We start from the raw sequence: 26,487 nt of genomic DNA, 5'->3' as shown, positions 1-26,487 counted from the left end.
ATAACAAACAGAAACGCAACTCTTTCAATATATATGTCAATATAGAGACAGGTATAAGATGGTTAATTGCCCATAAAAAGGGATCTAACTACTAACATCTAACTACTTTAAATCTATAAAAGATCTTTAGGTGCCTATATCGGCGGTGTCTACCTCTTCCCATTCCGAACAGAGCAGTCAAGCCCGCCAGAGCCGATGGTATTGCCGTAACAGGTGGGAGAGTAGGTCGGTGCCTTTTTTTACACGGAAGCCCTTGCTGGAAACAGTCAAGGGCTTCTTTCGTTTATATGCTTTTTACAGGTCTTCTGGTTCAACAGGGCTATCGGCTCCGGGGGAAGTCCGGGGATACCGGCCCGGAACAGCAGGCCTAGAAACCAGTCGGAACGTTGCTATATACACTCGGGAGCGAAGCAAGCTGTAGCCTAAATCCTGTTGATAATCATCCTCGCTTCAGAGTGGTGCGGCGAGCTGTAGGTCATAGGCTGACTTTTACAGAATTGATCGGACTTCCCTAAGTCCAGCGGCTTAACGGACTCTGAAAATTTGCCTTTCTCGCGTTATCATTGCATTTCTACGAGATATTCTCTAATTTAGTCGTTATAGCAATGTAATTTATAATGAAAGCGAGACAGATATCCTTACTTAGTATTTTATTACTATTTTTTCTTAGCAGCAACAGATTAAATGCACAAGAACAATCGTTGGATGATGGTGTTTTACGGATATTGGCCATTGGAAACAGTTTTTCAGAGGATGCGATCGAGCAGAACCTTTATGAATTAGCCAAAGCCGGAAAGAAAAAAATCGTAATTGGTAACCTCTATATTGGTGGCGCACCATTAAGCCTACATGTAAACAATGCAAAAGAGGATAAACCTGCCTATCGTTACCGGAAGATCAATCTGGATGGTCAAATGTCGGAGAAGACAAACGAACGACTTTCAGCGGCTTTAGTTGACGAAGCTTGGGATTATATCAGTTTCCAGCAAGCAAGCCCGCTGTCGGGCGATTATGACTCCTATGCAAAGGATCTACCACTTTTGTATGATTATGTCACAAAGCATGTGAAGTATCAGCAAACAGGCTATATATTGCATCAAACCTGGGCTTATCAAAATGGTTCGACGCATGAAGGCTTTGTCCGCTATAACCGTAATCAGAATGTGATGTATACGGCAATCGCCAAAACTTCTCAGGAAGTCTTTAATTGGGGTAATTTTGATGTATTGGTGCCTTCGGGAACAGCTATACAAAATGCAAGGTCAAGTTATTTAGGCGATCAATTCACAAGGGATGGTTATCATCTCAACTTAGATTATGGACGCTTTGTGGCGGCTTGTACCTGGTATGAGGCACTATTTAAAGAAAACGTTATCAATAATACATTTTTACCGCTTAAAGTAACCTCTATTGAAGGGCAGATAGCACGAGAGGCCGCGCATCAAGCAGTGGAATCTCCTTATGGAATCACAGTATTGGAGGATTTTCAATTAATGAAATAATATATTTATATGAGTATCAAAAAAAGCTATTTGATCGAACTGGATCACGAAACAAAAAATACCAGACGTATTTTAGATCGGATACCAGATGAACAACTGGATTGGCGACCGCATGAAAAATCTATGAGCCTAGGGGAGCTCGCAGCCCATGTTGTGGAGTTGCATGGTTGGGTGTCCAAAGCGATACCGAAGAATGTATTTGATTTTAAGGTAGATTATCATCCACTTAAGGTATCTTCCGTAGAAGAACTGAAATTGATTCTTTCAGAAGGATTGGAAACGAACAAATCCGCCATAGAGAATATAGCTGAAGAAGATTGGATGAAGGATTGGGTATTGAAAGCTGGAGAGTATGAAATAGCACGTTTACCGCGCGCTGGTGCTATACGTTTTATTGTTAACAACCATATCGTTCACCATCGCGGTCAGCTGACTGTATATTTACGATTACTTGGTATTGCAGTGCCCGGTATATATGGGCCTTCCGCAGATGAACCGATGCCCAGCCTATAGTGTCATTTGGATACAACATATAAAAATAAAGGGGATCAAAATTGATCCCCTTTATTTTTATATGTTTAACTGACTAATTATTTAGCCAACTCTTCTGCTATTGCTTTTCCAATTTCAGCTGGAGATTCAACTACACGGATACCACACTCACGCATGATTTTCATTTTTGCAGCAGCAGTATCATCCGCACCACCAACGATTGCACCAGCGTGGCCCATACGGCGTCCCGGAGGCGCTGTTTGACCAGCGATAAAGCCTACAACAGGTTTAGTGCCATGTTCTTTGATCCAACGTGCAGCTTCAGCTTCCATTCCACCACCGATCTCACCGATCATGATGATAGCTTCAGTTTCTGGGTCGTTCATTAATAATTCAACAGCTTCTTTAGTTGTTGTACCGATGATAGGGTCACCACCGATTCCGATAGCTGTCGTGATTCCTAATCCAGCTTTTACAGTTTGATCTACTGCTTCATAAGTTAAAGTTCCTGATTTAGAAACAACACCCACGTTACCTTTTTTGAAGATAAATCCTGGCATAATACCGATTTTAGCTTCACCTGCAGTGATGATACCAGGGCAGTTTGGACCGATCAAACGAGATTTTTTGTCGCTCAAGTAAGATTTTACCTGGATCATGTCTTTCGTAGGGATACCCTCAGTAATACATACAATCACTTCGATACCCGCAGCGGCAGCTTCCATGATTGCATCTGCAGCAAATGCTGGAGGTACAAAGATAATAGAAACATTAGCTCCTGTAGCGTCTACTGCATCTTGAACAGTGTTGAATACAGGACGGTCTAAGTGTTGTTGACCACCTTTACCAGGAGTCACACCACCAACTACATTTGTTCCGTACTCAATCATTTGAGTAGCATGGTAAGTACCTTCGTTTCCAGTGAAACCTTGAACGATTACTTTTGAATCTTTATTAACTAATACACTCATTTCTTCTTTAAATTTTGCACACAAATCTACTATTTTGCTTTCTAAAATGGAAGCAATGTGGATAGGAATATGACCTTTATTGATAAATTTTTAGTTCAGATTGCGTTTTTGGATAAAATCCCAAAGGATAATGCCAATTGCGACAGATACGTTAAGTGAATGCTTGGTCCCATATTGAGGGATTTCGATACAAGTATCGATCTTTTCCATGACCTCTTCATCGACACCATTGACCTCATTTCCAAAAATTAAAGCATATTTTTTATCGGACCTTGGTTCAAATTGATGTAACATGACACTATCATCGGCTTGTTCAATAGCAATGATTGTATAACCTTCCATTTTTAGCTGTGCTACGATTTCGGTCGTTTCTTTATGGTATTCCCAAGAGACAGATTGTGTTGCTCCCAAAGCAGTTTTTTCGATTTCTCGGTGCGGCGGCGTTCCGGTAATGCCACATAAATATATTTTTTCAATAGCAAATCCGTCCGCTGTGCGGAAGGCAGAGCCTACATTGTGCATACTGCGAACATTGTCCAAAACGATTGCGATAGGCGTTTTTTCTTGTTTTTTAAACGATTCAACATCTGTACGTTGAAGTTCATCCATCGATAATTTTTGCATGCCGCAAATATACTAAACCTAAAAAACAAAATAGATTTTGAATATTGAAAATAAGGTGTTATTTTTGCAGTCCGAATTACAAGAAAAAATTGAATAAAAATTAGCTAAAAAAAATGGCAAATCATAAATCAGCGATCAAAAGAATTAGAGCAAACGCTACTAAACGTTTAAGAAACCGTTACCAAGCAAAAACTACGCGTAACGCAATCAAAAAATTACGTCATACAACTTCTGCAGAGGAAGCAAAAACATTGTTACCACGCGTAATTTCTATGCTTGATCGTTTGGCAAAGAAAAATGTGATCCACAAGAAAAAAGCTTCTAACAATAAATCTAAGTTAACTAAATTCGTTAACGGTTTAGCATAAGCTTTATGTATAGATATTGAGGGGTGCAGCTCGCTGTATCCCTTTTCTTTATGTTATATACTTTGGATTTCTCTTTCCAGGCGAATAGTAATAAAAAAAGCATCAGAGTACTGATGCTTTTTTTATTTTATGTTATTCTCACTGAATTATTGTTTTAAATTGGGCAACAATTCAGCGATGACTTTTTTCAGTTTATTGGGGTCTTTCATATAAGGTTCCAGATCATATAGTTCCACCTTTTTGAAATCGATCGGATGACTTTCACTCTGAAGTGAGATGCTTCCTTTTTTTAATAGTTGTCCATCTTTTTTTACGCCAGGGTCAAAATCTGTTACATTGCCACCTCCTATTTGAGGCTTGGTATATTGTAATACTACCTTATCTTCAATGATATGTTGTACAAGTGAATCTCCTAATACTAGGAAATCCGCTGTTACCCATTGATCGCCAGCATAAGTTTTTGATGTCGAGCTGATACAGTGCGGCGTAAAGAGTTTGTTATCGATGACGACATTGGTCCCTGGTGTACACAGATTGCTTGTTGTGCGTTCGTCCTTGCCATTACCACCCAAGAGCTGACCTTCGATAGATATCGGAAAATCCTGGTCCACACCCATCGTTTTGGGATCTTGTCCATGTAGCATGGCGCCGCTATTGCGCCAGGCCCAGCCTTCACCACCGGGGGCCTGTTCGCCCACAAAACGATAAGTGACACGTAATAAATAAGCTGAAAATTCTTTATTGTAGAATAAATGGCCGTATTGAAAATTGAAGCTATCGTAGCCATCATATCTGACTTTCAACAAACCATCTTCGACACGGAATGTATTTTTATAGTTATCTCCGACCTTATGGTTTCGGATTTTAGGAGTCCAGTTTTTTAAATCTTTCCCATTGAACAATTGAATGGGTTTGGGTTTTTTGTCTTGAGAATTGCCAAATACGGAAGTACTGAGTAATAAAATTCCAGCACCATAGATAATATGTTTGAATTTCATCCTGAATTAGGTTTATTGACCTAATTTAGGTAAACATTTTTAAATAAGCAATTCTTTTTGTTTGACATACTCGCTGGGACGAATACCTACGACCTTATTGAATGTATTGCTAAATGTAGGTAAACTGTTATAACCGACTTTCAACGCCACCTCGTTGACACTTAGTTTTTCATCCAGTAACAATTTAAGAGCAGTTAACATTCTGAGGATCGTATAATATTGAATAAAAGACATGTTTAGTTCCTTCTGAAACAATCTGGCCAATGTACGTTCGCTGATATTAAATAGGCTTGCAAGCTTTTTGAAACTCACATTTTCTTCAATATTTTCCTCCAGGTAAGTAACGATATCTTTTAATTTTTGGTGGCTTGGATAGGGCAATGCCAGCGGAAGTTCGTGCAAGGACAACTCAGGCAGGATAAGCTTAAATGCAGTCGCTAAACTATATTTTGGTTCTTCGACGGGAAATATATTGCCATTCCAACGGTTGGTAAACATAATCAATTCAATCAGCAGATCGTTTACCGGATAGATTCCCATTTTACTGTAGAATGCAGTATCACTGTTCGTCTTTGGAAAATATAGATTACGCATCACAACTTCCGGGGTACTCGGATGGATACTATGTTTTACACCGGCAGGAATCCAAAGATAGTGCCGAGCTGGCAAAAAATATGATTTTTCATCCGTTTTTATAAAAACGACACCGCCCTCAGTGTATAAAAATTGATCCTTATCATGACAGTGCTCAGTGATATGGTTCTCCGCTATGATGGCATGGTGACAATAAATGCTATCTTCAAATGAGTCAACCTCGGTCATGTAATAGCGGTTGACATATTTTGCATCGCTCGTTGTATCTTTTGTGTTCATTTTTTCCTATAAAACTACGTTGCAAAGGTAAGACTTTTTTACTAGACCTGACCTTTTTGCGTGTAAAGTGAGTGTATGCTTACAATAAAATTGCAAATAAAACACTGGCGAGTTAGTGTTTACTTACTATAATTTAAATTTATTGTTTTTAATTTATTGAAAATCAGTTTGATATAAATTTAGTCTCTTATTTTTAGAAAATAATTAAAACTATATTTTCGTTTATTTTACTGATATACAGTTGTTTATTGTTGTTTCGTCTCCATTGAATAATTTTGTGTCGAATGGTAATAAATTCACTGTAGAAAAAAACGCTAAAATTGTCTGTTTGAGAAATGTACACCGGGTCTAATATCTTTTACAATAGCGAATGTAAATAGGTTTCAATTTCTTAAGTTTACATAAATAGCGTACATAAATAAAATCATAAGGATATGGCTTACGAAAGGATAAAAATTCAGAGCTTACACGATAAGGTTATTACAGCTGCCGAAGCTGCGAAATTATTTCAGGACGGTATGGTCGTTGGGTCAAGCGGTTTTACCAAAGCTGGCGATAGTAAAGCCGTATTACCGGCTTTGGCGGAAAGGGCCAAAGAGGATCCTTTGAAAATAACGTTGATTACAGGTGCTTCCTTAGGTCATGGTACAGATGGTAAATTGGCGGAGGCCGGAGCCCTGTCCAAACGGATGCCATTTCAGGTAGATCGTACCCTCCGCAATAAGATCAATGCTGGGGATGTACTTTTTATTGACCAGCATTTAAGCGAGACTGCTGAACTGTTGCACAATAAGAATCTGCCGCAAGTCGATATCGCCGTTTTGGAAGTCGCAGCGATCGAATCAGATGGCAGTATCGTTCCAACAACCTCAGTAGGCAATTCAGCAACCTTTGCTGCATTGGCTAAACAGGTTATTCTAGAAGTTAATACGGCTATTCCGACTACTATCAAAGGAATACATGATATCTACCAGGCCGAAGACTATCCACGTCGTAATGTTATCCCTATTGTAGCGCCTGAAAATAAAATCGGTCGAAAGACAATCCCATTGGATCCCGGCAAGATTGTGGGTATTGTTTTTACAAATGAACTTGATAGTCCGGCTGATATTGCCGAACCAGATGCCAAAACAACAGCAATAGCGAAACATATATTAGCATTTTTTGAAAATGAGGTTGAATTAGGGCATCTATCCGAGAGTTTGATGCCATTGCAGGCGGGGATCGGAAAAGTAGCCAATGCGGTACTTACTGGCTTTATCCATAGTAAATTCCATAATTTAACGATGTTTTCAGAGGTATTGCAAGATAGCACATTTGATTTAATTGATGCGGGTAAATTGGATTTTGCGTCAGCCTCTTCCATTACCGTATCAGAAGAATGTTACTCCCGTGTATTTGATCATTTGGACAAATATCGGGACAAGATAGTTTTACGCCCTCAGAACATCTCCAACACACCGGGATTGATCAAACGTTTGGGTATCATTGCGATCAATACAGCGATAGAATTTGATATATACGGCAATGTAAACTCCACGCATACTTCAGGCACCAACATTATGAACGGTATAGGTGGATCTGGAGATTTTGCCCGGAATGCCTACTTAAGTATTTTCGTCACACAGGCGGCTTCCAAGGGCGATGCAATTTCCCATATAGTTCCGATGGTATCCCATGTAGATCATACGGAACATGATGTTGATATTTTGGTGACAGATTACGGTTTGGCTGATCTACGCGGGTTGGCCCCCCGTGAACGTGCGAAAGTTATTATTGAAAATTGTGTACATCCGGATTACAAAGCACAACTGTTGGATTATTACAATCGTGCCTGCGAAAGAGGAGGCCATACCCCACATTTATTAGAGGAGGCTTTCAGCTGGCATATCAATTTGCGAGAAACAGGAACCATGAAAAAAGACTAGCTGCACATATCATTTCTAGCCTATAAAAGCATAGGGCTACTGAGCAAAGTCGGTTAGCCGTATGCTTTTATAATTCCGTACCTATCTTTCCGCGGTATCATTTCAAATATTCTATTCCTAGCGGCAACGTTACCTATTAGACCGCATTTAAAAATACAGTTATTCCTCTCACTGTCTCATTTTAAGCCTACAATTTTTAAACCTGTGGCTGTTTTTACATGTTAAGATCTTCTCTCTAATCTGTATGGGTCTTTTAAAGAGTTATATTCGTTTGTCTATTTCTTGGACTTTCTCAGCGCTATCTATAATGACTTAGCTATCCTGTTCCGATTCAGACCTCTGGTAACTTTTGTTCGAAACCACTGCCTGGTTTCTGACGATTCAATCGAATCCATATGACGAGCTATGATTGTAGGGTGGAACTTGGCGATGGTTTTAGCGCCCCAACCGATTCCCTTTTTGATATGGAAATCCGTTGCGCCGGATAGTGAAAGCAGCAGTTTGAACATAGTTTCAGCAAATTCCGGTGCAAGGCCTTTTTTTACCGCATAATGTATGGCGACACCGACCGAGCGCACAACCCATTTATCCGGATGTCTAGCAAGCTGCTCCAATAATGAGGTTGTTTTTTCCGGAAAAGTAAGGAGAGCATGTCCAAGTACGCGTTCACCTACGATGTCACAGATATGCCATTGGCCTCCTATTACCATATACCCACATGCCTTCAGGATCGACTGCTCCAGCATTAAGGGGAGCTGCAGCTGCAGGACCATCCCCGCCATGACATAACTTCCCATTTCATCGGTAGCGACCAGGGCATCGATAAAAATTGTCTGGTCATTTTCGGGTATCCAAGTTACAATTTCCTTTGCGGCATATTCCAGAAGTGGAAAACTGACTTTCTTTTTCAAAAGTCCCTCCTGTATACCTATAAGAAGTGTATTCAGTCCCTGCTGTTTCCAGCCCAGCTTAGCCTGCGCTAGAATTTCTCTGACGCGGACCTTACTTGTGATTTTTTCCATCGCGGTAACCTCTTTCTTTATTTTTGGTCTTTATAGATATTCCAAAAATTGTAATCCGTCATTGGCGCATCTGTTAGTCCGATATTTCGGCCTATGGTGACGATCTGTCCGCGATGATAAGTTCCGTGGATAATCAGATGCTGAATATATTCATACACTGAAAAATTACATTGGAACCAAGGCGATTCAACTTTTACATTTTTTTCTAAATCCTTTTCCGAAAGACCTTCTACATAACCCTGAAGCTTTTTTGAGCTCTCTCTAATAGCGCTGAAAATATCTTCTTTTTTACTGAATGTTTTTTCAAAATCAAAATCATTACGTTCTGAAATATGACTCCACCAATACTCCTGTGTCTGCCAGATATGGTTCAATGTTTTTAAGATCGTTGGAAAGCTGGAGGGGACTTCTTGGTTAAGCTGTTCTTCCGACTTGGTACTTAGCCAATCAATATACTTATTAATGACCCAGTTGTTGTACTGTACGCTTTTGCTGATTAATGTTTTTAAGCTCATAATTATTGGTTGATGATTTTTTAAATCTTTTAGGTAAATATAAATATCTTTCCAAACAGATTTACGATATTTAGATCAAGTATGGAATAGTTCATACAAATTATTATTTATGGATTGATAGCGTATCTTGATCGATGATTAAAATCCATTAGACTTTTGTTGTATCAGCTTTAACAATTCATTTCACCGATTATAAATTAAAGAATAATGAAAAAAATAACAGGTGTAGCATTTGCTCTTCTTGCCCTGCTGTTGAGTAGTACTGTGCAGGCCCAAGTAAATTATTTAAAAGAATCCAAGACAGATTTTGACAAACATATGCAATGGTTTAGGGAAGCTAAATATGGTATGTTTATTCATTTTGGACTTTATAGCCAATTGGGTGGAGACTATAAGGGAAAGCCGGTGGAAGGCTATGCCGAATGGATTCAGGCAGGGGCCGATGTTCCAAAAGAAGAATATGCAAAATTGATCCACACTTGGAATCCTGCACATTTTAACGCAGATCAAATCGCGCAACTGGCCAAAGATTCCGGCATGAAATATATTGTTCTGACCACCAAGCATCATGAGGGGTTCTGTCTCTGGGATAGCGAGTATACGAACTATGATATTGCATCGACACCGATGAAAGGGCGGGATCTTGTGAAGGAATTGGCCACGGCCTGTAAAAAAAATGGCATTCGATTTGGCACTTACTATAGTATCATAGATTGGCACCATGATTCACAGTACCGAAATACGGAAGGAAAAAGTGGTTGGGATAGATGGGGACAGGTGGCCATGAAGCCCAAACAGAAAGCGGCCTATATCCAGTATATGAAAAACCAATTGAAGGAATTGATCGTAAAATACGATACTGATATCTTATGGTTTGATGGGGACTGGGTCAATTGGTGGGACATGGCTGCCGGTGAGGAACTCTATCAATACCTCCGTGAATTAAAGCCTTCGCTTATTATCAATAACCGTGTAGCCAAACGTGACCAGTTCAAACGTGATTTCGGTACACCAGAACAGGAACACCTCAGCACGAAAGTAGACTATGATTGGGAAGCTTGTTATACGCTGAACAATTCATGGGGATATAAACGTTCAGACAGTAGCTGGAAGAGTCCCGAAGACGTCAATAAAAAGTTAACAGAGATAAATACACAGGGCGGTAATTTATTACTGAATATAGGGCCTGATGGAAATGGTGATGTGCCAGCCATCAGCAAATCCATTCTGTTGAAAGCCGCGACCGAACGCAAAAAAGCGCAGTAAAAAATAAAATGATCAGCAATGCGATAGTCAAAAAAAACTAGATTCTTCGTGAACCTGGTTCTTTCGAAATTTTAATCCCCGTTCTGAAACTGAATTATACGGTTGGTTTACAGGCATCAGATACCGCTTTGACGATATCTATTTTTACGGGTGAGGCAGCGCCGTCATAGTCCGTAAATTGGCTGTCCCAGAGGTAGAAACCGTTGTGATGTTGGTAATGAACAAGACATACCGCAATCCCATATCCCTTGGCGTACACAGCCACTGATCAGGATCTAGCTGTGTAGGATCGGATTATATTTTGATGCGGGAATGCTTCCATCGGACCATTTCATACCGGTGAAGGTATTGACGCCAAAATGCATAAACATGCCATAACCACTATTGATTATTTTTTTCTGGGCTTGATTGGCCTTGTTTCTGGGGTGTTGGACCTGTGTATGGCAGCAAGTGGATAGGCCAAGAAAGATCGTAACGAAAACGACTCTTTTGTTCATAAATTTGGTATACATTTTAAATTCTTAAGTTTTAGGTTTGATCCGTTTCCGGTTATTGTGCTTTTAGATCTTGTATCATTTCTGTCCTGATAGAAAGAAGGTCAATACCAGAGATTATCCATATTTTTTCTAACTTCTTCTAAGAATAGATAAAAAAAATAATCGACTTAACTGCTTGATCAGTATATTTATAGTAGATAAAACATTACAACCAAGATAAACTTAATTTCAAACAAACATGAAAACAAAAATCATTTTGTTGCTTTCCATGGTTACCATGCTTTTCGGCTTTCAAGAAAGTGCCGCGGCCGACCCCCCTTTTCAGAAAAAAGGGATGATCAAATTAACTGTCTTTTATCCAAATGGTCCAGGAAAAACATTTGACTGGGATTATTATCTCCAAAAGCACATGGCTTTGGTGAAACAGGTCTTCGGCAAAAATTTAAAAGCTGTAGCGATCGACAAAGGGCTTTCCGGGAAAGGAGCGCAAGCTGAACCGAAATATTTGGCCATTTGTCATTTGTATTTTGATTCCGTTGCGGCTTACGAGGAGCCAATGAAAGAAAATGGAAGTAGGTTTGCCGAGGATTTTCCGAAATATACCAATGTCAAGCCCGAAGTCCAGATTAATGAAGTCGTGGAATAGTTGCTATTCATTCTGTCGGATATACACCATTGTTTTAAAACGAAATAATCGTGATTTATTTAAAAATATGACCTGGAGTAAGTCGTTTGTGTATAGCAAACGACTTTTATTTTTATCTTTATTTTAGGGATGATTTTATTTAAGCGGAATAAAATCGGCGATAAGGTATCGACAGATAAAATAGGGAAAAGCTCAGGTATGCGGATGCAAAATACTGTCGAGAAAGCGACCTGTCTAGGAGCGATAGAATATGCTACTAAGAAGAATCCTGCCGTTGAGCAACAGCCTATGCATTGGCGGAGACCATCAAGCTAAAAACAGATCTGAACAACCGATTGGTCCCAGAACTCGAACTGCTTTGCGAATTGGAAGAGGATAATGGGGTAAAGATTAAAACAAGATAAAAAAGCAACCCCAATGTATATACCTATTATTAACACGATCCGTAAAAGAGCGCGTATGGATAAAAATGATCAGACACAGGTGCCCGATTTGAATGAATTACTCAAAGAGCAATTTCAGCATGAGGTCCGTAATGAGTCGATTGGGACTTGCATGAAGTGCGGAAATTTTTGGCCATCATGAAATGGGCGAATGCTTTTGACCGTATTCAGAAACAATGCGGTACGTCGCTGAAAGTTTCGGTGAGCTTACAATCAGATTTGGCTGATTCCAACGATTGAAATGCCCAACAATAATATTTCGCAGAATTCTTTGTATAAATAAGTGGACTTGTCCTGGCTCTGGAGACGGGTAATTGTCCAGGCGAGCTAGGGCATATCGTCAAAAAAGCAGAGACCGTAAAAATAGAATCCACTCGCACCGAATCGGATACTTGGCGTGAGATTATAGCGGAAATAAGTGCTCAGCAGATGCATGCTAGAGGATGGGCGGCTTTTTTGGACGACTTGGTAAAACAAACCGACAAAATAAAGGAATTTGTCCCTATAAATTCGTTTATTAATCGTTTTTAATACGAGGGAACCGAATGCTAAAAACTAAATTGATCAGAAAATAACCAGCATGAAATACTAATATGACGAAGATACAATCGAGCCAAGTTGTGGGGCTATTTTTTATTGGAATGAGCTGCCTGGCTATGCCTGCCGCGCAGGCACAGCAGTCCAATATTGTCAAGCGTATTTATATCAGTCCAAGAGGTAGCGACCAGAATGCGGGAACATCGGCACAGCCCTTTGCCACAGCCGACGCAGCCCTTCGCGCTACAGAAAAATATAAAAAGGGAGAGGACGGTTCCGGCATCGAAATTATTTTTGATGCCGGAACGTATTACCTCGACAAGCCGATACAGGTCTCGGCAAATCATTCCGGTAGCAAGAAACAGCCCCTAAAGATTAAAGCCGCTGATGGAAAGCAGGTTACCCTCAGTGGGGGCAGAACCCTTGATCTAAAATGGCAAAAGGGTGATAAAGGGATCTGGAAGGCTAAAGTTCCCGCTGGAGTGAGTTTCCAGAGCCTTTATGCCAATGAAAAACATTTGGTGCGGGCACGGTATCCCAATTATGATGCCTCCATATTGCCCTTTCAGGGTTATGCGGCAGATGCACTGAGCCCAGAGCGTATAGCAACATGGAAAAATCCGACCGGAGGTATTGTGCATGCGCTACACGCAGGCCGTTGGGGTGGGTTCCACTACCGTATTACAGGAAAAGATGGCTCATCAAAAGTTATGCTTGAAGGCGGAGAGCAAAATAACCGCCCCAGCAAAATGCACGAAACCTATCGCTTCGTCGAGAATATTTTTGAAGAACTTGACACTGCCCAGGAATGGTATCTGGATGAGCAGACCGCAACCTTGTACTATATTCCTTCAAAAGGAACAGATCCCAATCAGCTCAAGTTTGTGGCCCCCCAGCTGGAAAATTTAATTACTATTTCGGGTTCCGCTTCCGGTCGTGCACATGATATTGAAGTCAGTGGCCTGCGTTTTACGCATACAGCACCTACCTTTATGAAGACGGCAGAGCCACTGTTGCGCAGCGACTGGACAATCTACCGGCAGGGCGCTGTTAAGATTGAGGGCGCTGAAAATTGCACCCTTCGTGCCAATGATTTTATCGAATTGGGCGGTAATGCCGTCTTTGTGAGCAACTACAACCGTGGCGTAAAGATCAGTGGCAACCGCATTGAACAGATAGGAGCTGGAGCCATCAATTTCGTAGGTGACCCTGAAGCTGTACGCTCACCTGCATTCCGTTATGAAAAATTTGTTCCGCTCAGTCAGATGGACACTATCAAGGGGCCTAAAACCAATAACTACCCGATGGACTGTGAAGCCAGTGATAACCTGATTCATACAATTGGCCTTATTGAGAAGCAGGTTGCCGGTGTACAAGTTTCCATGGCAGCGTCCTTGCGGATTCTGCACAACACGATTTACGATGTGCCCCGTGCAGGTATCAATGTCGGTGACGGTACCTGGGGCGGGCATGAGATCGCTTACAACGACGTCTTCAATACCGTGTTGGAGACCAGTGATCATGGCGCCTTTAATTCTTGGGGACGTGACCGTTTTTGGCATCCCGACCGTAAAGAAATGGATCAGATAACAGCAGCCCAACCAAACCTGATTTTACTGGATGCAGTCAAAACAACAAAAATTCACGACAACCGCTTTCGTTGTGACCACGGCTGGGATATTGACCTAGATGATGGATCTTCCAACTACGAAATCTATAATAACCTCTGTCTAAGCGGTGGGCTGAAATTGCGGGAAGGCTTCTACCGCAAAGTATATAACAATATCATGCTCAACAATGGTTTTCATCCACATGTGTGGTTTAAGGATAGCCATGATGTTTTTCGTGATAATATTGTGATGCATAGCCATCAGGATATTCAGGTGAAGTACTGGGGGGACCGGGTGGACCATAATATTTACGCACGAAAAGAAGATTTACTAAAAGATCAAGCCAAGGGAGTGGAAAAACAAGGGCGCGCTGTTCCGTTGAATTTTGTTGACCCGATTCGGAGCGATTTTCGGTTGAAAGGTTGGAAAGGGCAGGGCTTCAAAAATTTTGACATGCTACATTTTGGCGTCACGGACAAAAGGCTGAAATCCCTCGCTGTCAGCCCTGAGATACCACAGTTGATCCAGTCAGGAGCGAAAGAACAGGGGCAGAAATGGGGATGGAAAGGCGGGCAGTTTAAATCTGTTGAAACTTTGGGCGAACAGTCTGCGGCTGGACTGCCATCCATTGCTGGCGTATTGGTCCTCCAACTGGATGAAAATAGCACCCTTTATAAAAGCGGATTACGGGTAAACGATGTGATCCTGGATTACAAGGGCGAAAAAATTGATGAATTAACCGATTTACAGCAGGCTATTAAAAAGCTGGTCCATGAGGATCAGCCCAAAGTCGTTGTTTTTAGAAACCAGCAACAGCAGAAATTGACTTTGCAATTATAATATATAATACTGGAATATAAGTAGTTAAATAGAAATAAAAAGGCTGCCCTTTTATGAAGTACGCCCCTAATAGTGTCTAACTTTTGAGGTGCGCTTCATTTGAGACAGCCTTTTTTGCTGTTTAAGTCGATTTTGGGCCGGGTAAAGTTGTTTTTGCCTAAAGATGTGCGATCATTCTTAACTAAACATTGGGATTAGTTTTTCGAAATCTATACTTTATTTGAGGTAAAATACTTAACTTAAGTGGATTAAAAGCTAAAAGTTATGAAGTTGCCAATTATTGCCTTTTTTGTTTTTCTGAGTTTTTCGTTTGCTTCAGCTCAAAATGGATCAAAACAAACAGGCACTGTTGACCCTGACCGTTGGATAAAACAGAAACTTGCCAAAGCGAAGGTCAAAACCGTGCTTAAAAACTATGATAAAAATTTTTTTGGACCAGATTCTGTCCGTATCATCGGTTATATTGAAGGCTATAGCCCAAAGCTCGGTTTTAATAGCGGCATTATCTATTGTGGCAACCAATTGACCATAGAGGACTATCCGGCTACAATCCGGATATATCCCGATGGTCGTTTTGAGACCAGTTATCTGGCGACCAATCCGGAGATGTCTTATCTATCCATCAATGAGCGTAACTACTATTATTATATTGAACCCGGCCATACCTTGGCCATGACATTGACCGCTTCGGTGAACAGCCAATTGGAACTGTTGCGGTACGACGGACCGCTTGCTTCGGAAAATCAACAGCTTGCGGATTTTAAATGGGAAAGCAACCGGAGGAAATTTTATGATCATGTTGAACAGCTGTTGAAGGAAAGACCGACGCAGCAGGCCAAAGAGGGAGTTATCGCTACATGGGATTCCGTCCGGCAGGATGTAAATGGCCGTTTGAAGAGAGCTTCCTATACTCCTAAGATAAAGCATTTGATCCAAAGTGATGTGGATGTCAATTACGCCACGCAGCTGCTAAATCTCCAGATGTATCGCGAAGGGATTTCAAAAAGTGACAGCCTAAATCCCTACCTAAAATCCCCCCTTCCGGAAGATTACTTTGATTTTATAACACGCCTGGACCTAAATGATCCCGCGTTATTTGTCCCGCGGGAGTTTTCGACACTTATCAACCGCTTTGAGTACTCACCGTTATTTCCTACCACCGCCCTTTATAGGTTAATGAATAGCCAGCGGACATTAAACTTCTATCAGGTATTGGACTCCTTAAATCGAAAAGTGAATGGGCCGATAGCCGGTACGCTGGTTACTGAAGCAGCAAAACTCCGGACATTGAAATTCAGGATATCAAATGCAAAAGACACGGCACAGATGGCGGAGATTTCAAATGACCTTTTGAAGGTTATGACTAATAAGGACTTGAAAAAAGAAGCCCTGGCGTTGAACGAAAGAGTAAAAAAATCCATGGGAGGTTACGTTTTGTCACAGACGACATCTGCGGCTGTATTTAAAAAACTGACCGATAAATATCGTGGTAAGGTCGTTCTTGTTGACTTTTGGGCAGAATCCTGCGGGCCCTGCCGTGCCGGGATTGAAGCGTTGAAAGAAAAGCGCTTAAAACTAAAGGATAATCCTAACCTGGTATTTGTTTTTGTGACGGATAGCAGCGGTACTCCTGATATGAATTTCTACAACGATTATGTGGTCAAAAATCATATGTTCGAAAGCTATATCGTTTCGCCGGATGAGTATCTAGCGCTGCGGGAGTTATTTAAATTTAACGGCATACCCCGGTATATTTTAATGGATCCCGACGGCAAGATCCGGAATGACAATTTTCCGATGCATAACTGGCGTTATGAACTGCCCAAAAACTATCCGCAGCTATTTACTTACGAGCAGATGCAGGGGAGTTAGGATGATAAAAAGCTGCTGTATTTGTATTGTTTGGTAAAGCCATTCGTAATCATATCCTCTGTTATACGCCTTTTTTTTTCAACTCCTTGATTATTTTTCTTTATCTCAGTTGAGTTTTTTAGTTATTTTTTCCGGTGTGTTTTGTATTTTTGATAACAAGCCACAGTAGAGAAGAGGCTGCCGTTCGGACCTATTGTATAATGTGTATAATTTTTTTCGTAATAGGACAAACCAAATGAATGGTTTGAATGTCATAGAAATAAACAGAATAATAGCCAGATGAAACTTAGAGGAGATTTACAATTACGCAAATTGGGCGATGACCATATCTTAGTCTATCCGGGGCAAGATCAATTGGATGCATCCAAGGTTTATACTTTTAACGAGACGGCTGTGCAGATCTGGCTAGAACTACAAGGGAAGGAATTTAATGTTGAAAGTGTAACTGCGGTTTTATTAGATAATTACGAGGTAGAAGAAAGTGTAGCTGAAAAGGATGCTGAAATATTGGTGAAACAATTTGAAAATCAAGGTTTTTTGATCTAGCTGATGCGCCGATAATTTTAGGTGCCAGTTAGTTTTAGAAGGCTATTATCCAGGGATGTCAGATGTCAATTTTTTTCTAGCACTGACGATTTTAATACTTCGGTTTATTCATTTTTCGAAGATAGGTATAATAGACAGAGGGGGATTTTTTACGCGTTTTGCTAACAAAATAATAACTGTAATAGATTAATGTTTTAGAATAGATTGATTTTGAAATAAAATGATAGGTGATATTGGACTGTAAAAATTTAAATTGTACATTCAGCTGTGGATAAATTTGTTTCTATTACCAGATATTGCTTGGGCGGGAACGTTAAAAACAGATGCTTTTATGATTACAACAAAGTATTTTAATTACAAACAGATCTTTAATCTTGCTGGTGTCCATTTAATCTGGTTGACGGGTTGGTGTTCTCTTGTTGCCCTCGTCTATTATTTCTTTCAGTGGGAATGGATGATTATTCCTTGGGTTCCCTTGGCACTGATTGGTACAGCAGAAGCATTTTATGTGGGGTTTAAAAATAACCAGGCTTATGATAGGTTGTGGGAGGCCCGAAAGATATGGGGCGGGATTGTCAACTCCAGCCGCTCATTTGCATCCATGCTTTATGCCTTTAACACCGGACAAGGCGATCAGCAGTATCTGGAAGAAATCAGAAAGAAATTAACCTACCGGCATATTGCCTGGTTATATCAATTTCGCGAGCAGCTGCTCGTGCCGACTGAATGGGAACACATCAGTCTGAAGAGGCATATCGGTGCACTGAATGTCAAGCGACATCGGCTGATCAAAGCCGGTTTTCCGGATTATAGTCGGACGCCTATATTCTTGAATAAATATCTTTCGAGAGAAGAATATGCGCTGCAGTCGATCTATAAAAACTTTGCAACTTATCTGAATTCCCAACAGGCAAAGGATGTCAATGATTTAAAAAACGATGGGCTTATCTCGGATTTTAATCAGATGCAATTGCAGACCTGTCTCAATCAGTTTTATGATTTTCAGGGACAGGCCGAACGGATCAAAAAGTTTCCCTCGCCAAGGCAGTTTGCCAGCACGGCATTTGTTTTTAATGTTATTCTGATCATGTTACTGCCTTTGGGTCTAGTCAATGAATTTGCTAAACTGGGCCACTGGGGCATCTGGACTAGTATTCCTTTTTGTGTGGTCATTGGCTGGATTTATATTGTGATGGAACTGGTGGGGGATTATACTGAAAATCCTTTTGGCGGACTGATGTTTGATATTCCGATGTTGTCTATCTGCCGAACGATAGAGATCGATTTATTGCAGATGACAGGTGAGGAAAATCTGCCTGATCCGATTGCTCCGAAAAATGGTGTTCTGGTCTAATAAGCTAATCTTGTTTGGCAGGGGCTAAATAAGAATAGTCAAGGTATTCTTTACTTCTGCGATCATAAAAGAACTATGGGTGCTCGCAATGTGCTGTAGGGAGGTCAGCTTGGCCAACATAAAATGCCGATAATCTTCCATATCCTGAACACAGATCTTTAAAATATAATCGTAGTCACCACTAACATGGAAGCACTCGGTGACTTCCTGTAAATTCATGACTTCCCTTTCAAATTGCTGTATATATTCTTTTTTATGCTGTGTGAGCTTGACATGACAGAGCACCATAAAATCTTTTGCGATCTTTTGCTTATCGAGTAGTGCGACATATTTAGAGATCACCCCATTGTTTTCAAGTTTACGTACACGCTCATAGACTGCCGTTACAGATAATCCAAGCTTATGAGCAAGCTCCTTGGTGGTCTGTTTGGCGTCTTCCTGCAGAAATTGCAGTAATTTTTTATCAGTTCCGTCGAAGTGCATAGATTATTTTTTGGTCTAAAGCCAATGTATTTAGTTGCTGTAGATATATTTTCTAAAATTTCTTTATATATCAGATTTATAATCTAATATACTGATAAAGTGTTGTAATAAAAGGTAAAATAGTCCAATTTTATATGAAAAAATAGGAAGATTAAAAAATTAAATTATATACAGATGAAAGATTTTAATGCAGCAAATGAAATACAGGATTTGCAATATTTTGGAGAGTTCGGCGGTGTAAATCCTTCGATTTCGGATAGTTCGACCTATACCTTTCTGTCCGCCAAAACCATGTTTGATACCTTCGAGGGCAATGCGGATGGCTGTTACCTATATTCGCGGCATTCATCTCCGATGAATCTATACCTTGCGCAGGCGCTGGCCAAGTTGGAAAATACAGCTGCTGCCAATGTAACGGCTTCAGGGATGGGAGCAATAGCAACTGTGCTTTTGCAGCTTTGTAAAAGCGGTGACCATATTATTTCCAGTCGAACCATCTACGGCGGTACCTACGCTTTCATGAAAAATTTTTTACCGCCATTCCATATTGAAACAAGTTTTGTTGATATTGGAAATTTTGAAGTAATCGAAGCTGCGATACGTCCCACGACAAAAGTAATTTATTGTGAGAGCGTCAGTAATCCCTTACTTGAAGTAGCTGACCTAAGAAGACTTTCTGCCATCTGTAAGAAATATAAGCTCAAACTTGTCGTAGACAATACATTTTCGCCATTATCCGTCTCACCTGGCCTATTAGGCGCAGATGTTGTGATCCATAGTCTGACAAAATTTATCAATGGTAGTAGTGATACCGTCGGTGGTGTCTATTGTGGCACACAAGAGTTTATCAACGATACAAAAAATGTTAATTCCGGTGCCTGCATGCTGCTTGGTCCCACGATGGATAGTCTCCGCTCAGCCAGTATCCTGAAAAATCTCCGTACACTTCATATCCGCATGAAACAACATAGTTATAATGCGCAATACCTGGCCGAACGCTTTGAAAAGGATGGGCTGAAAGTTTCCTATCCCGGATTGCTCTCGCATAAAAATCATGAGCTGATGAAAAGTATGATGCATGCAGAGTACGGTTTTGGAGGGATATTGACTTTGGATGCCGTGACGACAGATCAGGCGAACGCGCTCATGGAGTTGATGCAAAAGGAAAACCTTGGTTATTTGGCTGTAAGTCTTGGTTTCTATAAAACTTTATTTTCCTGTTCGGGCAGTTCGACGTCGTCTGAAATTCCCGAAGAGGACCGGGTGCGCATGGGAATCTCCGACGGACTGATCCGTTTTTCTATCGGCTTAGATCATGATATTGAACGTACTTACCAACGGATGAAAGCCTGTATGGTTAAAACAGCTGTTTTGACTTAGCGAATATATATATTCGCACTTTTTATTGGGACTATTCGCCAATTCAGTTGTCGTTTAAATAGTGTATCGCAGTTTAATGGAGGGATACACCATATAAATTCTTATTCGTATTAATTGATGTTATAAGGCCGTTCAGTATTTAAAGTGCTGGCGGTCTTATTGTTGTTGGTCAATTGATTTCTTAAACTGGTTTAAGTTAATATGGATATTGATGCCTTATATTTGATTTTAAAAATTTAGAATGATGTATAGTCAACTTTTCGTGCGCGTAGCTGTGGCAACAGCCTTTTTATCTGCAGTGGCCGATCGTCTTGGTTTTTGGGGAGCCCCTGGTACCACAAACGCCTCTTGGGGAAATTGGGAAAATTTTGTCACTTATTCCAATCAGCTCAATTTTTTTGTGCCGGCGTCAACAGGAAAACTGCTCGCTCTAGGAGCGACCATACTCGAGGTCGTTTTGGCCCTGTTGCTGCTGATCGGTTATCGGACACGTTTGGCAGCATTGTTTTCAGGGATTCTATTAACCGTTTTCGCGTTGACGATGACACTGTCTTTTGGTATCAAAGTGACGTTTAACTATTCAGTTTGGGTAGGGGCAAGTGCCTGTTTTCTCTTAGGGAGCTATCGGGATTTTCCATTTAGCTTTGATCGACTGATGAAGAAAAATCAAAAGAAATAAATATGTCTTTATTTTTCCAGAGACAATTGTAGCAGTCAACCGTCTTATATATGACCACTTTTTACAAAAGCATATGTTTTTCTATTTCTCCTACATTTCCTTTAAATTCACTTCTTTCTTTTCACCGTCTTTATCAATACTGATCCGTTTTTCGATAGTGGCCTTATCTGTATAAGAAGATCTACCAGTGCCATAATTTGTCGTGGAACCGGTATAACCCCAATAATTGTAATAATTGGTATAACCGGATACATACGAATAATTGTACGAATTGGTAAAGTCGAAGCTGGTCATAATAATGTAGTTGCCCGGCATTAGCTCTGCAAATTCAAAGTGTCCCTCGTCATCATAAACCTTGGTGCGCTTGACAGCGTGTCCAAAATCTGGATCCAGTGGAACCTCAGCGACTTTCTTCTGTTTACGGATTTTCTTATTGACCTCAAGCCATTCTTCGTAGTATGCTGAATTTGGAAAAAGCATAATCTCAGTTCCTTTTGGCGCATATTGTTTTTTCGCTGTATTGACGAGCCCGCCTAATCTTTTACCCGAACTTGAGCGCGCATAAGCGGTCCCGATGATGACGCTATTGCCGTTGGAGATCTGTCGGATAGCCAATTCCTTGTTGAACCGATTTTTGATCGGCTGGTAATCGAGCTCTTCGTTGACTGTAATTTCCCACTTACCATTGCCCATGGACATTTCTCGTTGCCATAGCCGTCGGTCTTTCTTGTCCACTACATAATTGTAGATTGCACCCGTGTTTTCTTCCAATAAGGTAATCAGCCAGGTATCATGCTTGCCGGTTTTCGGCGAACCATAGCTATAACTTTTGACTTCCTTGATCGTATAGTATTCAACCTGTATATTGGATTCGTCATTATAATAGAATTGTGGGATCCGAGCTTTATATCCTACATCCAGTGGAAGTGTCCCTATCATTAGATCTGTCCAATTGAAGTCAATAAAAGGCTCGGTAGGACGTAAATTCAGTTTTTTATCTTTTTTAGTTTCCTTGGAATAATAATTACCGGTGATGGTCTCACCAAAGCTGAGATTTAATTTTGTTTTCTTGCCGTCACTGGCATAGCTGATGGATTTTAATGTTTGGGGATCCACAACACTAGTCCTGACATTGACCCAGGAACTGTCCTTGGGTGTGTAGGAATTTTTTAAGGTCAATTGATTCCCTGTAGATGTGATATCATAGATCAATGATCCCTGCTTATCCCAATTATTATCTTTGACATAATATACGGTATAAAGCGATTTCTCAGGTTTTATATATTTGGTATTGATATCGGGGCTTCCGGGTGCGACCATCTTTTGGCTTAATGCTACAAAGGGAAGCAGGCCTGCCGCTAAAACAAGTGCATACGATTTCATATCTGTATTTATAGTTAATGAAACAAGCTGGTTTTACTTGTTTATTTTATCAATCTAAGGTAGTAAAAAAGTTTTTATTTTTTATCGGGACACTCACTAGTTTCAAGCGTCATTTATATTCCTGATAATCTATATACTTGAGCCGCATAAACTCCTCGTTTATGCGGCTTTTTATGATATCCGATTATCGGCAATCTCTTTCTGATCAGCTCCGGACGAAATTTTTTACGGTCTGGGACCCAAGTTTATAGTTCAGTCTTCGAGGGCTTTTAGAAAAGCAATAATCTTGGCTGTTTCTTCCGCTGTTAAACCTAATGTATCGGTGGGTAATGTCTGGTAGTCCAGCTTAAATCCAAACTGCTGACCACCGCCTTTGTTGTAAAAATCCATGACCTGTTCTAAGGTGACATAACCTCCGTTGTGCATGTAAGGAGCTGTCTTGCTGCTATTGCGTACTGTGGGCGTTTTAAAAGCGTACTGCAATTGGGCTACAGTCTCATGATAACGACCTCGACCACGGTCTGGATCCAGTTGCCGGTTACTGTAGTCTGTCGCCACACCCAAGACTTCAGATTCAGTCTTGGCATATTCGGGCGGCACTGTCCCGTTGAACATTGGAACAAAATGACAGGTTGCACATTTTGCTTTGCCTACGAAAAGGTTGAAACCTGCTTTTTCATCGGCTGACAGTAATTGCGACTGACCACGCATATAACGGTCAAAGCGGGAGTTGAATTTACCCAATGAACGCACATAACTGGCTAATACATTCTGTACCTGCCAATTTTCTATTGTGTCGGTCTTATAAATGTTGTTAAATTCTTTTGTATATGTTTTATGTTGATTTAGACGTTTGGCAATTTCTATCATAGAACCGTGCATCTCATCCTTATTGGTGATAACATCTACACTCTGTCCTTCAAGATCTTCGCGACGCATATCCCAAAACTGCCCATGTTGGTAATTACTATAGGAAATTGAAGGGGTATTACGATCCATCTTTGTACCGGATAAAGTACTGGGCACGCGGAGTCCATCTGCAAAGGCTTTGTCCGGATGATGGCAGGAAATGCAAGAACGGGTCTGATCCCCGGACAGGATATTGTCCCGGAATAGCTTGGCTCCCAAAGCGACCTTTTCGGGGCTTATCTTTTGTCGATCCGAGGCAACAAAGAAATCGGGATTAAAAGCATCTTGACTAAAAAGGTTTGAGGCCTCGGGTGATATGGGGTGATTGACATTCAGGGATGGGATGTTTTCCAACTTACGAAATTGATGTAGTGCATCGGAAATTTTATTCAAATGTTGATCCGTAAAGCTCAGATAATCAAATTGATCTTTGTTTCCACTTTTAGCTAATACCGTATTGGCTATTTTGATTAAACTCAAGATCTTGTCAATTTCCCCTGGATGATCAACCTGATTTTTTATCATAGCCAGTACATTGGCTACACCGTTGAGACCGTCGATAGATTCGATCAGACCTTGACCTGAGATGGGGGTGTCAAAACCTGTAATGCCTAATGCGGTAATCCGAAATACCTGGTTGCGTAGTGACTCCATTAACTGTGGTAGCGATAAGGTATTGACCTCAAAATACGTGTCGATCGCCATGGATTTGTTTTTTAACTTCTTTAAAAACCGAATTATCGCTTGTTTTTCCGCTACCTGATAGCTCGGATAGAAATATTCTTCCAATGTCTGTAAGCCTTCGGCTTCAATGACGGTATTTTCTTCCAGTTCGATTTCATCCAGGTTGGGACCATTTAGAAAACGGGCAGTCTCGGGCATAAAATAAGCAACCGCCCATTCCATAGATTTGTAAGTAGATCTCAAACGACTGAAACCTTTTTGCAGTTTCTCTGCACTTATGTTATTTTGTACATTGGCAATTTCCTGGTCAATCTGTTTATCGAAAGCGATATTGATCTTTAATACCAGTTGCCTAATATTTTGAAGATCCTGGGGATCAGTAGCATGATTTCCCTTGCACATAATAGCCAATAATACAACGGCTATCAAACCTATTACAAGCCAATATTTCATCTATTTTTTGTTTGAATAAAATAACAACAAGGGTATCCTTCTGCTGTGAAAGGATACCCTTTTGCGTTTTTAGTATACTTTGCGTATTATTTTTGTACGTTGCGGATAAGGACTACTTGTCCACCTTCTTTGTTCATGATTGCACCCGATCCATCTGCATTGACGAATTTATCGCTCTGCCAAGTGTGGGAGTGAATATTGACCGCAAAAGTATTTGGAATGCCAACCAGCTTGGAAACATCTGTCATCGCTCCGAATTCCCATGAACCAAATTTACTCAAGTTGCCACTTTGGTTGTAATTTTTTTGCCAATCTACGTTGTTACGCTCATGTTTCATATTCAACCAAGGCTTATAGGTCTTTGTAGCCATATTGTATTGCCAGATATAAGAATCGTGTTTGGCAGCAGTATAGTAGGAATCACCGTCTTCCTGTATATAAACGAAGTTTTCTGTAACACATAAATTGTCAGGATTGATTAGATTATTTCCGGGATCCGAGTCTCCTTCGGCAATTACTTCGAGCTTACCCTTTAACATATCTTTGGAATCCATATTCAATTTGTAGACTCTGCCCCACATCGTAAATCCTTCGGTTGGAGTAGTACCATCACCTGATTGACCTGTCGCGGTAAAATAAACTTCGCGTCCATTACCGGCCCCTTTCCTGTAATCTACATCCTCTACCCTGGAGAAGCGGATGGCTTTATTGTCTATATTCGCTTGGTTGATTTGTTTACCAGTCAAATTTTTGGCGTTCGGAATCTCAACAAACTCGACATTGTAAGAATCACCCTTTTTCATTTTTGTTTCGACTACCTCATTATCGCTACGCTTAAGGGCATATAACTTGCCATTATCCAAGTCACCTTGTTTTTCTGCCACATAGAGGATCAACTGTCCGGCAGACTGATGGCTTGAACCATAAGATTGGTCCTCCCCGATTAGGATATAAGTCTTACCATTGGATACATCTTTTGGCAGTGGCACTGCATTTTCCATCGAAGCCTTTCCCAAAGCAGGTTTAACACGCATTTTGTCCGAACGCTGCGCTACTGATCCCAATGGGTCTAAGGCATGGACCATGCTCTCTTCACCTGATTCACCGGCCGTAAGGAAAGCAGAAAAACCATGCTCCTCAGTTGTAGCAAGCGTGGCGGAACAAAGTCTGGTACTCCCGCCGGTGCCATCCATTAAATACTCGCCTTTGATCGGTTTGAAATTTTTATCGAGATAAACACGGGATACCGATTGTGTAATTTCGTGATTGCTGATCATTAAAAAACCATCGGAATTAGGGTTTTTTATAAAACCTGCACCATCAGGCTGTCCCGCAAATACAAAATTAGGTGTTTCTGATAATTTATCCGAACTTGAAATCAGCGTGGTAATATTTAAATTTTCGAAGCCAGGCATGCCGAAGACAAAAGCAGGTTCTTTTGAATAGTTTGCCAAAGCTGCCACTGGTGGCTTCTCTTCACCATCTTCGATTTTGTTGTTGTCTTTACAGCCGGCTATTGCCATCGACAATAGTAAACTTAGGATTGTAATTTGGTTTCTTCTCATACACCAAAGGTATTCTGGGGATATTAGCTGTATATTAACTCTATTTT

At 40.7% G+C, this 26,487-nt stretch carries 25 protein-coding genes and 1 rRNA gene; 14 read left to right on the top strand and 12 right to left on the bottom strand.

What is annotated here, in order from left to right:
• Positions 1 to 126: 126 nt before the first annotated feature.
• From rrf to HMAT_RS26820, 3 genes are all read left to right on the top strand, one after another.
• A 5S ribosomal RNA gene (gene rrf / locus HMAT_RS26830) occupies positions 127 to 238 on the top strand.
• Between the two features lie 379 nt (positions 239 to 617).
• A complete protein-coding gene (locus tag HMAT_RS26825; RefSeq protein ID WP_104385899.1) occupies positions 618 to 1,502 on the top strand; it encodes a DUF4886 domain-containing protein in 885 nt (294 codons plus the stop codon).
• A 9-nt stretch (positions 1,503 to 1,511) separates the two neighbouring features.
• Positions 1,512 to 2,015, top strand: coding sequence for a DinB family protein (locus tag HMAT_RS26820; protein ID WP_104385898.1), 504 nt, complete (start codon positions 1,512 to 1,514; stop codon positions 2,013 to 2,015).
• Positions 2,016 to 2,092: 77 nt separating this feature from the next.
• Here HMAT_RS26820 and sucD read toward each other — a convergent pair whose 3' ends face one another.
• Together sucD and HMAT_RS26810 are read right to left on the bottom strand one after the other, a co-directional pair.
• Entirely contained in the window at positions 2,093 to 2,965 is an 873-nt protein-coding gene (gene sucD, locus HMAT_RS26815) for a succinate--CoA ligase subunit alpha (protein ID WP_077438675.1), read from the bottom strand.
• A gap of 90 nt (positions 2,966 to 3,055) precedes the next feature.
• Positions 3,056 to 3,589, bottom strand: a complete 534-nt coding sequence (locus HMAT_RS26810) for an RNA methyltransferase (protein WP_104385897.1) — start codon at positions 3,587 to 3,589, stop codon at positions 3,056 to 3,058.
• Positions 3,590 to 3,702: 113 nt separating this feature from the next.
• Here HMAT_RS26810 and rpsT point away from each other — a divergent pair, with 113 nt between their 5' ends.
• Positions 3,703 to 3,957 (top strand): 30S ribosomal protein S20, encoded by a 255-nt coding sequence (rpsT, locus tag HMAT_RS26805; RefSeq protein ID WP_046671646.1) that lies wholly within the window; start codon positions 3,703 to 3,705, stop codon positions 3,955 to 3,957.
• Positions 3,958 to 4,103: 146 nt separating this feature from the next.
• On the opposite strand, the gene HMAT_RS26800 is transcribed toward rpsT, so the two are convergent.
• Positions 4,104 to 4,955, bottom strand: coding sequence for a DUF1080 domain-containing protein (locus tag HMAT_RS26800; RefSeq protein WP_104385896.1), 852 nt, complete (start codon positions 4,953 to 4,955; stop codon positions 4,104 to 4,106).
• Positions 4,956 to 4,994: 39 nt separating this feature from the next.
• Positions 4,995 to 5,828: an AraC family transcriptional regulator gene (locus HMAT_RS26795; RefSeq protein WP_104385895.1), complete on the bottom strand. Its 834-nt coding sequence runs from the start codon at positions 5,826 to 5,828 to the stop codon at positions 4,995 to 4,997.
• Between the two features lie 434 nt (positions 5,829 to 6,262).
• On the opposite strand from HMAT_RS26795, the gene HMAT_RS26790 reads away from it, so the two are divergent.
• Positions 6,263 to 7,756, top strand: a complete 1,494-nt coding sequence (locus HMAT_RS26790; RefSeq protein WP_104385894.1) for an acetyl-CoA hydrolase/transferase family protein — start codon at positions 6,263 to 6,265, stop codon at positions 7,754 to 7,756.
• A 302-nt stretch (positions 7,757 to 8,058) separates the two neighbouring features.
• Here the strand turns inward: HMAT_RS26790 and HMAT_RS26785 are convergent, their stop codons facing one another.
• Both HMAT_RS26785 and HMAT_RS26780 read right to left on the bottom strand, forming a co-directional pair.
• Complete coding sequence (locus HMAT_RS26785; protein WP_104385893.1) at positions 8,059 to 8,778, bottom strand: DNA alkylation repair protein; 720 nt, start codon at positions 8,776 to 8,778, stop codon at positions 8,059 to 8,061.
• Between the two features lie 17 nt (positions 8,779 to 8,795).
• Positions 8,796 to 9,293, bottom strand: a complete 498-nt coding sequence (locus HMAT_RS26780; RefSeq protein ID WP_104385892.1) for a DinB family protein — start codon at positions 9,291 to 9,293, stop codon at positions 8,796 to 8,798.
• Between the two features lie 207 nt (positions 9,294 to 9,500).
• Here HMAT_RS26780 and HMAT_RS26775 point away from each other — a divergent pair, with 207 nt between their 5' ends.
• Positions 9,501 to 10,559 (top strand): alpha-L-fucosidase, encoded by a 1,059-nt coding sequence (locus tag HMAT_RS26775; protein ID WP_104385891.1) that lies wholly within the window; start codon positions 9,501 to 9,503, stop codon positions 10,557 to 10,559.
• A gap of 94 nt (positions 10,560 to 10,653) precedes the next feature.
• Here the strand turns inward: HMAT_RS26775 and HMAT_RS27315 are convergent, their stop codons facing one another.
• Both HMAT_RS27315 and HMAT_RS27310 read right to left on the bottom strand, forming a co-directional pair.
• The gene (locus HMAT_RS27315) at positions 10,654 to 10,824 is read right to left on the bottom strand and encodes an alpha-L-fucosidase (protein WP_199768780.1); all 171 of its coding nucleotides are present in this window, start codon (positions 10,822 to 10,824) and stop codon (positions 10,654 to 10,656) included.
• Between the two features lie 10 nt (positions 10,825 to 10,834).
• Entirely contained in the window at positions 10,835 to 11,056 is a 222-nt protein-coding gene (locus HMAT_RS27310; protein WP_199768779.1) for a hypothetical protein, read from the bottom strand.
• A 238-nt stretch (positions 11,057 to 11,294) separates the two neighbouring features.
• Here HMAT_RS27310 and HMAT_RS26765 point away from each other — a divergent pair, with 238 nt between their 5' ends.
• The 6 genes from HMAT_RS26765 (at position 11,295) to HMAT_RS26740 (ending at position 18,904) form a co-directional block, all read left to right on the top strand.
• A complete protein-coding gene (locus HMAT_RS26765) occupies positions 11,295 to 11,702 on the top strand; it encodes an EthD family reductase (protein WP_104385889.1) in 408 nt (135 codons plus the stop codon).
• A gap of 129 nt (positions 11,703 to 11,831) precedes the next feature.
• Positions 11,832 to 12,017, top strand: a complete 186-nt coding sequence (locus HMAT_RS26760) for a hypothetical protein (protein ID WP_104385888.1) — start codon at positions 11,832 to 11,834, stop codon at positions 12,015 to 12,017.
• Positions 12,018 to 12,738: 721 nt separating this feature from the next.
• On the top strand, positions 12,739 to 15,132 hold the full coding sequence (locus HMAT_RS26755; protein WP_104385887.1) for a PDZ domain-containing protein: 2,394 nt from the start codon (positions 12,739 to 12,741) through the stop codon (positions 15,130 to 15,132).
• Positions 15,133 to 15,396: 264 nt separating this feature from the next.
• Complete coding sequence (locus HMAT_RS26750; RefSeq protein WP_104385886.1) at positions 15,397 to 17,004, top strand: TlpA disulfide reductase family protein; 1,608 nt, start codon at positions 15,397 to 15,399, stop codon at positions 17,002 to 17,004.
• Positions 17,005 to 17,283: 279 nt separating this feature from the next.
• A complete protein-coding gene (locus tag HMAT_RS26745) occupies positions 17,284 to 17,550 on the top strand; it encodes a PqqD family protein (protein ID WP_104385885.1) in 267 nt (88 codons plus the stop codon).
• 331 nt (positions 17,551 to 17,881) lie between these two features.
• Positions 17,882 to 18,904, top strand: coding sequence for a bestrophin family protein (locus HMAT_RS26740; protein WP_104385909.1), 1,023 nt, complete (start codon positions 17,882 to 17,884; stop codon positions 18,902 to 18,904).
• Positions 18,905 to 18,928: 24 nt separating this feature from the next.
• Here the strand turns inward: HMAT_RS26740 and HMAT_RS26735 are convergent, their stop codons facing one another.
• Positions 18,929 to 19,387 (bottom strand): Lrp/AsnC family transcriptional regulator, encoded by a 459-nt coding sequence (locus tag HMAT_RS26735; RefSeq protein WP_104385884.1) that lies wholly within the window; start codon positions 19,385 to 19,387, stop codon positions 18,929 to 18,931.
• A gap of 174 nt (positions 19,388 to 19,561) precedes the next feature.
• Between HMAT_RS26735 and HMAT_RS26730 the strand changes: the two genes are divergently transcribed.
• Together HMAT_RS26730 and HMAT_RS26725 are read left to right on the top strand one after the other, a co-directional pair.
• Positions 19,562 to 20,767 carry an aminotransferase class I/II-fold pyridoxal phosphate-dependent enzyme gene (locus HMAT_RS26730; protein ID WP_104385883.1) on the top strand — a complete coding sequence of 402 codons (1,206 nt, stop codon included), beginning with the start codon at positions 19,562 to 19,564 and terminating at the stop codon, positions 20,765 to 20,767.
• Positions 20,768 to 21,008: 241 nt separating this feature from the next.
• Positions 21,009 to 21,446, top strand: a complete 438-nt coding sequence (locus tag HMAT_RS26725) for a DUF417 family protein (protein WP_104385882.1) — start codon at positions 21,009 to 21,011, stop codon at positions 21,444 to 21,446.
• 90 nt (positions 21,447 to 21,536) lie between these two features.
• Here HMAT_RS26725 and HMAT_RS26720 read toward each other — a convergent pair whose 3' ends face one another.
• From HMAT_RS26720 to HMAT_RS26710, 3 genes are all read right to left on the bottom strand, one after another.
• Positions 21,537 to 22,829, bottom strand: a complete 1,293-nt coding sequence (locus HMAT_RS26720; RefSeq protein WP_104385881.1) for a hypothetical protein — start codon at positions 22,827 to 22,829, stop codon at positions 21,537 to 21,539.
• Between the two features lie 252 nt (positions 22,830 to 23,081).
• A complete protein-coding gene (locus tag HMAT_RS26715) occupies positions 23,082 to 24,875 on the bottom strand; it encodes a cytochrome-c peroxidase (RefSeq protein ID WP_104385880.1) in 1,794 nt (597 codons plus the stop codon).
• 86 nt (positions 24,876 to 24,961) lie between these two features.
• The gene (locus HMAT_RS26710) at positions 24,962 to 26,440 is read right to left on the bottom strand and encodes a hypothetical protein (RefSeq protein WP_104385879.1); all 1,479 of its coding nucleotides are present in this window, start codon (positions 26,438 to 26,440) and stop codon (positions 24,962 to 24,964) included.
• Between the last annotated feature and the right edge of the window lie 47 nt (positions 26,441 to 26,487).

The sequence above is a fragment of the Sphingobacterium sp. HMA12 genome, assembly GCF_002933815.1.
In the GTDB taxonomy this organism is placed as follows: Bacteria; Bacteroidota; Bacteroidia; order Sphingobacteriales; family Sphingobacteriaceae; genus Sphingobacterium.
The sequence above is the reverse complement of the archived record's forward strand: the minus strand, read 5'-3'. Positions and strand labels throughout refer to the sequence as shown.

What these genes read in the sequence shown, in the direction of transcription:
- HMAT_RS26715 (WP_104385880.1), bottom strand. Translation starts at nt 24,875, where the DNA reads ATGAAATATTGGCTTGTAATAGGTTTGATAGCCGTTGTATTATTGGCT.
- HMAT_RS26745 (WP_104385885.1), top strand. Translation starts at nt 17,284, where the DNA reads ATGAAACTTAGAGGAGATTTACAATTACGCAAATTGGGCGATGACCAT.
- HMAT_RS27310 (WP_199768779.1), bottom strand. Translation starts at nt 11,056, where the DNA reads ATGAACAAAAGAGTCGTTTTCGTTACGATCTTTCTTGGCCTATCCACT.
- rpsT (WP_046671646.1), top strand. Translation starts at nt 3,703, where the DNA reads ATGGCAAATCATAAATCAGCGATCAAAAGAATTAGAGCAAACGCTACT.
- HMAT_RS26730 (WP_104385883.1), top strand. Translation starts at nt 19,562, where the DNA reads ATGAAAGATTTTAATGCAGCAAATGAAATACAGGATTTGCAATATTTT.
- HMAT_RS26740 (WP_104385909.1), top strand. Translation starts at nt 17,882, where the DNA reads ATGATTACAACAAAGTATTTTAATTACAAACAGATCTTTAATCTTGCT.
- HMAT_RS26785 (WP_104385893.1), bottom strand. Translation starts at nt 8,778, where the DNA reads ATGGAAAAAATCACAAGTAAGGTCCGCGTCAGAGAAATTCTAGCGCAG.
- HMAT_RS26780 (WP_104385892.1), bottom strand. Translation starts at nt 9,293, where the DNA reads ATGAGCTTAAAAACATTAATCAGCAAAAGCGTACAGTACAACAACTGG.
- HMAT_RS26710 (WP_104385879.1), bottom strand. Translation starts at nt 26,440, where the DNA reads ATGAGAAGAAACCAAATTACAATCCTAAGTTTACTATTGTCGATGGCA.
- HMAT_RS26810 (WP_104385897.1), bottom strand. Translation starts at nt 3,589, where the DNA reads ATGCAAAAATTATCGATGGATGAACTTCAACGTACAGATGTTGAATCG.
- HMAT_RS26725 (WP_104385882.1), top strand. Translation starts at nt 21,009, where the DNA reads ATGATGTATAGTCAACTTTTCGTGCGCGTAGCTGTGGCAACAGCCTTT.
- HMAT_RS26820 (WP_104385898.1), top strand. Translation starts at nt 1,512, where the DNA reads ATGAGTATCAAAAAAAGCTATTTGATCGAACTGGATCACGAAACAAAA.
- sucD (WP_077438675.1), bottom strand. Translation starts at nt 2,965, where the DNA reads ATGAGTGTATTAGTTAATAAAGATTCAAAAGTAATCGTTCAAGGTTTC.
- HMAT_RS26720 (WP_104385881.1), bottom strand. Translation starts at nt 22,829, where the DNA reads ATGAAATCGTATGCACTTGTTTTAGCGGCAGGCCTGCTTCCCTTTGTA.
- HMAT_RS26825 (WP_104385899.1), top strand. Translation starts at nt 618, where the DNA reads ATGAAAGCGAGACAGATATCCTTACTTAGTATTTTATTACTATTTTTT.
- HMAT_RS26760 (WP_104385888.1), top strand. Translation starts at nt 11,832, where the DNA reads ATGATTTTATTTAAGCGGAATAAAATCGGCGATAAGGTATCGACAGAT.
- HMAT_RS26775 (WP_104385891.1), top strand. Translation starts at nt 9,501, where the DNA reads ATGAAAAAAATAACAGGTGTAGCATTTGCTCTTCTTGCCCTGCTGTTG.
- HMAT_RS26750 (WP_104385886.1), top strand. Translation starts at nt 15,397, where the DNA reads ATGAAGTTGCCAATTATTGCCTTTTTTGTTTTTCTGAGTTTTTCGTTT.
- HMAT_RS26795 (WP_104385895.1), bottom strand. Translation starts at nt 5,828, where the DNA reads ATGAACACAAAAGATACAACGAGCGATGCAAAATATGTCAACCGCTAT.
- HMAT_RS26735 (WP_104385884.1), bottom strand. Translation starts at nt 19,387, where the DNA reads ATGCACTTCGACGGAACTGATAAAAAATTACTGCAATTTCTGCAGGAA.
- HMAT_RS26790 (WP_104385894.1), top strand. Translation starts at nt 6,263, where the DNA reads ATGGCTTACGAAAGGATAAAAATTCAGAGCTTACACGATAAGGTTATT.
- HMAT_RS26765 (WP_104385889.1), top strand. Translation starts at nt 11,295, where the DNA reads ATGAAAACAAAAATCATTTTGTTGCTTTCCATGGTTACCATGCTTTTC.
- HMAT_RS26755 (WP_104385887.1), top strand. Translation starts at nt 12,739, where the DNA reads ATGACGAAGATACAATCGAGCCAAGTTGTGGGGCTATTTTTTATTGGA.
- HMAT_RS26800 (WP_104385896.1), bottom strand. Translation starts at nt 4,955, where the DNA reads ATGAAATTCAAACATATTATCTATGGTGCTGGAATTTTATTACTCAGT.